The organism is endosymbiont of Riftia pachyptila (vent Ph05), from assembly GCF_000224455.1.
GTDB lineage: Bacteria > Pseudomonadota > Gammaproteobacteria > Chromatiales > Chromatiaceae > Endoriftia > Endoriftia persephonae.
In genome coordinates, this window is record NZ_AFOC01000037.1 from 25,467 (window position 1) to 31,852 (window position 6,386).

Annotated in this window: 7 protein-coding genes; 1 reads left to right on the plus strand and 6 read right to left on the minus strand. The window is 62.8% G+C overall.

Translation table 11 applies throughout. The features are described from left to right. Positions 1-8 precede the first annotated feature (8 nt). The 4 genes from RIFP1SYM_RS07480 to RIFP1SYM_RS07495 form a co-directional block, all read right to left on the minus strand. Positions 9-1,367, minus strand: a complete 1,359-nt coding sequence (locus RIFP1SYM_RS07480; protein ID WP_005961364.1) for an ATP-binding protein — start codon at positions 1,365-1,367, stop codon at positions 9-11. Between the two features lie 6 nt (positions 1,368-1,373). Then, positions 1,374-2,069: a response regulator transcription factor gene (locus tag RIFP1SYM_RS07485; protein ID WP_005961365.1), complete on the minus strand. Its 696-nt coding sequence runs from the start codon at positions 2,067-2,069 to the stop codon at positions 1,374-1,376. Between the two features lie 15 nt (positions 2,070-2,084). Then, positions 2,085-2,357 carry a PepSY domain-containing protein gene (locus tag RIFP1SYM_RS07490; protein WP_005961366.1) on the minus strand — a complete coding sequence of 91 codons (273 nt, stop codon included), beginning with the start codon at positions 2,355-2,357 and terminating at the stop codon, positions 2,085-2,087. Positions 2,358-2,427: 70 nt separating this feature from the next. Then, on the minus strand, positions 2,428-2,979 hold the full coding sequence (locus tag RIFP1SYM_RS07495) for a glycine zipper 2TM domain-containing protein (protein ID WP_005961367.1): 552 nt from the start codon (positions 2,977-2,979) through the stop codon (positions 2,428-2,430). 188 nt (positions 2,980-3,167) lie between these two features. On the opposite strand from RIFP1SYM_RS07495, the gene RIFP1SYM_RS07500 reads away from it, so the two are divergent. Further along, complete coding sequence (locus RIFP1SYM_RS07500; protein WP_005961368.1) at positions 3,168-4,199, plus strand: SO_0444 family Cu/Zn efflux transporter; 1,032 nt, start codon at positions 3,168-3,170, stop codon at positions 4,197-4,199. 118 nt (positions 4,200-4,317) lie between these two features. Here the strand turns inward: RIFP1SYM_RS07500 and RIFP1SYM_RS07505 are convergent, their stop codons facing one another. Together RIFP1SYM_RS07505 and RIFP1SYM_RS07510 are read right to left on the minus strand one after the other, a co-directional pair. After that, a complete protein-coding gene (locus RIFP1SYM_RS07505) occupies positions 4,318-4,902 on the minus strand; it encodes a class I SAM-dependent methyltransferase (protein ID WP_005961369.1) in 585 nt (194 codons plus the stop codon). Positions 4,903-4,907: 5 nt separating this feature from the next. After that, a complete protein-coding gene (locus tag RIFP1SYM_RS07510; protein WP_006475534.1) occupies positions 4,908-6,098 on the minus strand; it encodes an O-succinylhomoserine sulfhydrylase in 1,191 nt (396 codons plus the stop codon). Positions 6,099-6,386: the final 288 nt, after the last annotated feature.

The following is a 6,386-nucleotide window of genomic DNA, read 5'->3' on the forward strand; positions in this document are numbered from 1 at the left end:
CGGTGCTCCTACACTGAACGGTCTGTCGCCAGCGGCAAGCTCAGTGAGACATCTGCCCCTCCCAGGGTGGAGCTCGCCAGACTTAGCGTGCCACCGTAAGCCTCGACGATATCCTGCACCACCGAGAGGCCGATGCCCTGCCCCGGCAGCTGTTGGTCAAGCCGCTTGCCGCGCATCAGCACCGCCTGCGCCTGATCGGCGGGGATGCCGGGGCCATCATCCTCGACATGGATCTCGAGCCGCCCCGCCCGTTGCCCGGCGCCCACCCGCACCTGCGAACGGCCATACTTCCAGGCATTGTCGAGCAGGTTGCCGAGGATCTCCATCAGATCCCCCTCATCGCCGTGGAACAGTAGCTTATCGCTTACCTCAATCTGCCGCTCAACCCCCTTCTCCCGATAGACCTTATCCAGCGAGCGCGCCAGCCGCTGCAGGGTCGGTTTGAGCGGCACACCGCTAGTGAGTGTGGTGCGACCGGAGGCAGCGGCACGCTGCAGTTGATGGGCGACGATCTGGTTCATCCGCTGCACCTGATCCTCCAGAATGGCGTGCTCCTCCGGGGAGAGCGGCGGATCCCGATCGGCCAGCCCCTGCAACACCGCCAGCGGCGTCTTCAGACTGTGGGCCAGATCCCCCAGGCTGTCACGAAACCGTTTCTGGCGGGCTTGGGCGTGCTGGATCAGGGAGTTGATGTTGTTGGTGAGGCGGGTCAGTTCAAGCGGGTAGCGCCCCTGTAGCTGTTCACTGCGACCCGATTCGATCGCCTCCAACTCAACCGCCACCGTGCGCAATGGCGTGAGCCCCCAGCGCAACACCAGGCCCTGGATCAGCAACAGCAGCAGTGAGACGCCACCGAGCCAGAGAAACAGGGTGTTGCGAAACGCCTCAATCTGCTGCTGATGGGGGCTCAGGTCGATCGCTACCGCCAGCACATAGTCGGTCTCATTGGCCTCGAAATCCTCCCAGGAGACACCGAAGCTGATCGCCAGCAGGTCGCCGTTTTGCGGCTGGTGGAAACGCCGCTGGCCAGGTGGCGTCGGCTGCAGAAAGCTGAGCTGGCGCCCCACCATCGAGGCGGATTGCCAGCTGAACCCACCACCAGCACCGGAGACCTGGGCATAGTAGCCGGAGTCGGGCCGGTTGAAGCGGGGATCGGAGAGCAATCTGGGCAGGCTGAGACGACCCTGCTGATCCTCCTCGGCGGCGGCCAGCAGGCCGTAGATCTGACTCTCGAGGCGTTCCTTCATCGCCTTTTCGGCACTCGCCCGGTAGGCCTGTTCTAGCACCAGGCCGGTCAGCCCGAGAAAGCCCGCCAGCACCAGGCTGGCCACAACCAGCAATCGGGCATGGATCGAAAAACGCACCACCCAGGATCACTCCGCAGACGACGACTCGGCGCGTTTCAGGACAAAGCGATAGCCGCGCCCGCGCAAGGTTTCGATCGGCTTGTAGCGTGCCTCAGGATCGAGCTTCTTGCGCAGACGACGCACAAATACCTCAATCACGTTGCTGTCACGATCCCAGTCCTGATCATAGATATGCTCGGTCAGCTCACTTTTGGAGACCACCTGACCGGCGTGCAACATCATATATTCGAGCACCTTGTATTCGTAGGCGGTGAGATCAATCGGTTGCTGCTGCAGACACACCGTCTGGCTGCGGGTATTGAGTTCGATCGGGCCACACTCGATCAACGGCTGCGACCAGCCTGCAGCACGCCGCAACAGGGCGTTGAGGCGCGCCAGCAACTCTTCGACATGGAAGGGTTTGACCAGATAGTCGTCGGCCCCCGCCTCGAGCCCCTCCACCTTGTCCTGCCAGTTGCCGCGCGCGGTAAGGATCAGGATCGGGAAGTGTTTGCCGGCCTGTCGCAGCTGGCGGATCACCTCGATACCTGAGAGCTGCGGCAGACCGATATCGACGATTCCCACATCGATACCGTACTCGCGGCCGAGGAACAGGCCGTCGCGGCCGTTGTCTGCCGCATCCACCGTATAACCCTCACGACGCAGACGTGCCTCGAGCGGGTTGCGCAATTCTGCCTCATCTTCGACTAGCAATACCCGCATCGGGTTCTCCTGGGGTCAGGGTCTCGGTTTGCGTTTGATGAAGCGGCCGCTGCGACCATCCATCTGATAGCGGCGCAACTTGCCCTCGTTGGTGAGGATACGGATATTGTGGACCGGACGACCATCGTACTCGCGGGTCTCGGCGGAAATCACCCGACCACCACTCTGCCGCTTGGCCTGTTTCACCGCCTCATCCAAGCTGATCAGGCCCCGCGCACTGACCCCCTGGGTCAACAGCAGGCCACCAAACAGCAGCATGAGCGGCAACATTATTTGTCTGACACGCATTCAGTTCGGACCTTTCCAGCAGCGGGAAGGCTGACCGACTTGGGTATCGGACAGCTCTTCCACACTTGATTCATAACTCATCGATCGGCGTCACCGCCACCCGCACCCGGATATGCTTGCCCGGATGGCTCTTGGTGCGGGTGGTGAAGACCTGACCCTTGTAGCGGTATTTTACACGATAGCCCACCAACTGCTCCTCCTGCTCTGTGTAGTCGATCACTTCACAGCGCCGCTCGGTCTCGGTCACATAGTGGCCACTCCGGTTGCGGCTGGCATCGTGACCAACCGATGCGCCCAACAGTGCGCCGGCGATGGTGGCCGCATCCTTGCCCTTTCCCTTGCCGAACTGGTTACCCACCACACCACCAACGATGCCTCCAAGTACGGTTCCGGTATAGGACTTGTCGCGATTTGGACGATAGTGAGAGACCTGCTCATCCCAGCAGTGCCGCTCCGGGCGGGAGATCTCCACGGTCTTGTAGATCGGATCCACATCGATCACCTTGGCGGTGTCTTGGTAACGGTGCTTCCAACCTGCATTGACGCTCAGGGATGCACTCAGCAGCAGGGTGGCAATGGCGATAGTGGTTTTTTTCATCTCGGCTTCCTCGATCTTTAACATGGGTGAGGAGGCTCTCTCCTCATCTCTTGGCTATAGATTAAGCCGGAGAAACTGAACCGCGCCTGAACCGGAAACGCCCCACAAAAACCCTGAAGTTTATTGCCATGAATCCTGATCGATAGGAGGTAGAATAACGCCCGCCCCATCGCAATCTTCGGACTCGACATACCCCCAAGAGCTGCATCACCATGGCCTTTCTGCACAACCTGATGGCAATCTATCTCGATGCCGCCTTCTGGCTGGTGATCGGGCTGCTGTTCGCCGGGCTGCTTAAGGCCTGGATGCCAGCGGACCTGCTGCAGCGCCAGCTCGGCCAGGGGCGCCTGGCACCGACTCTCAAGGCGGCCCTGATCGGCGCCCCGCTGCCGCTCTGCTCCTGCGGTGTGCTGCCCGCCGCGCTTGGGCTGCGCCGCGCCGGGGCCTCCAACAGCGCCACCGTCTCCTTTATGATCGCCACCCCGGAGACCGGCCCCGACTCCATCGCCCTCTCCTATGCCCTGCTCGGGCCAATCATGGCCGTCGCCCGCCCGCTGGCGGCCCTGTTCAGCGCCATTACCACCGGCCTGTTGACCTCGCTGATCCCCGAGACGCCCCCTCTCCCGTCCACGCTGCCGGTGGCCGTAGCAACCGGCAACTGCTGCAGCAACAGTGACTGCTGCAGCAAACCTACCAACCAGCAGCAGCCGCTGCTCAGCAGCCTGCACTACGCTTTTGTCGATATGCTCGACGACATCCTGCTGTGGTTGGCGGCTGGCCTGATCCTGGCCGCGCTGGTGATGACCTTCATCCCACCAACCGCCTTGGCCGAGGTCGGCAGCGGAGCGCTGACCATGCTGCTGATGCTGGTGGTGGGGATCCCTATGTATATCTGCGCCACCGCTTCCACCCCACTGGCGGCGGCGATGCTCGCCGCCGGGCTCTCGCCGGGCGCGGTGCTGGTGTTCCTGCTCGCCGGCCCCGCTACCAACCTCGCCACCATGGGGGTAATCGGCAAGGAGATGGGGCGCCAAGTGCTGCTGGCCTATCTACTGGGGATCGCAGCCAGCAGCCTGCTGATGGGAGTGGCGCTGGATGTGCTGCTCGAGGATATGGGGTGGGTGGTCGATGCCACTGTCGCCGGCGAACAGGAGTGGCTGCCCGACTGGCTGAAGTATCTGGCAGGGGTGGGTCTGCTGACCGCCGCGCTAGCCAGCGCCCGGCGGAGTCTGAGTCAGAGATAGAATGTAGGAGCACCGCTTGCGGTGCGGTCGCCGTAACACCTGACGATCGCCACTGATCCTACACTTCTGGATGACTGTTCGCGCTACAAGCAGCACTCCTACACAAGCAACCTTCCGGCTAGGGCTTCTGCCCTACCAGCATCGCCAGGTCCCGGCTCCCTTTTGTCACATCCCCCAGCTCGCCCTCCTCCCGGTAGAAGCGCAACCTGAGCGATGAGAAGAGACTCAGCAGTTCGTTGTCTGCCAGACGGAAGGCCGGATCGTTGGGACCTCGACTGGTGAGGCGGGTCTGGCTAAAAGTCTGGAAGAAGATTAGCCCGCCGGGCCGCAGCGCCTCGATCCAACCGGGGATCAGGCTGCGATCGAGAAAATAGCTGGCGACAATCACATCGTAGCTGGCCGGTGCTGGCGCCTCGCTCTCAATATCCCGCACTTGAGCGCTGAGCGACAGGCCTTCGGCGCCAGCCGCGGTATTCAGCTGTTTGATCGCCACCGGGGAGAGGTCCCAGGCGGTGACCCGCAGTCCCGCCCGAGCCAGCGCCAAGGCGTTACCTCCCAGCCCGCAGGCCAACTCCAGGGCATCCCCTGTCGCAGGCAGCAGGTGAAGGTTTTTACTCAGCACCTCGGCAACGTGCACGGGTTTCTCCGGGGCGGCGTGGCGCTCGTCCCATTTCGCCCTGAGTTTCTCGAGACGCTCCTCCATCCGCCTCAGAGCCGCTCCAGCCCCCGCGCCAGATCGGCGCAGATATCATCTACGCTCTCCAGCCCCACCGCGATGCGCAGAAAACCCTCACCGATGCCAGCGGCCTGGCGTTCTTCCGGGCTGAGGCGACCATGGGTGGTGGTGGCGGGATGGGTGATGGTGCTCTTCACATCGCCGAGGTTGGCGGTGATCGAGAGCAGCTCGGTGGCATCGACCACGCCCCAGGCGGCCTGCTGCCCCCCCTTCACATCAAACGCGACAATGCCGCCGGCGGCGCTCTGCTGGCGTGAGGCCAGTGCATGCTGCGGATGCGAAGCCAACCCCGGATAATAGACCCGCGCCACCTGCGGCTGGGCCTCGAGCCACTCGGCCAGCGCCAAGGCATTGCGCGAGTGAGCCTGCATGCGCAGGTCCAGGGTCTCTAGCCCCTTGAGGAAGACCCAGGCGTTGAACGGGCTCATGGTCGGGCCGGCGGTACGCAACACACCGTAGACCTCTTCACCCACAATGTTGGCGTCACCCACCACCGCGCCACCGATGCAGCGCCCCTGACCATCCAGGAACTTGGTCGCCGAATGGACGACAACATCCGCCCCCAGCTCCAGCGGACGCTGCAGCGCCGGGGTGCAGAAGCAATTGTCCACCACCAGCAGGGCGTCATGGGCATGTGCCAGATCAGCCAGCAGGCGGATATCCGCCACCTCGGTGAGCGGATTGGAGGGGGTCTCGATAAACAGCATGCGGGTCTCGGGGCGGATCGCCGCCTCCCAGGCGGGCATATCGACCAGATCCACATAACTGACCTCAATGCCAAAGCGGGTCAGATACTTATTGAAGAGGATGGTGGTTGAACCAAAGATGCTGCGCGAGGAGACGATATGATCCCCCGCCTGCAGCAGCCCCATGCAGGTCGCCAGGATTGCCGACATGCCGGAGGCGGTGGCGACACAGGATTCGCCCCCCTCGAGATCGGCCAGACGCTGCTCGAAGATGCGCACGGTGGGGTTGGTAAAGCGGGCGTAGATGTTGCCGGCCTGGTCGCCGCTGAAGCGAGCCGCCGCCTCCCGGGCGCTGTCAAAGACAAAACTGGAGGTAGTGAAGATCGGCTCGCCGTGCTCCCCCTCCATGGTGCGCTGATGGCCGGTACGGATCGCGCGGGTGGCAAATGCCCAGTCGTCTGAATCTCTCTCGCTCATGGCTCTCGCTTGCCGAAATCTGTTGCTGACTGGCAAGGGGAATCGAATAGGTTCCGCTGCCTGAAACGGGGAAGCATAACACCAATTTAGTCTCGTACCGCAGTCCTGGTGGAGATGACCTCACTGGATAAAGTAATCGGCCAGATACTGACCGAACGGGGCTTGCGGCTGGGCTTCGATCTCCCGCTGACGCTGCCAGGAGGTGGCGGCCGCTTGCCGGAACAGTGCCTCCCGCTCAGCAGAGAGGCGCTGCTGTCTGAAATAGTCGTTGTGCTGCTGCGACATGCG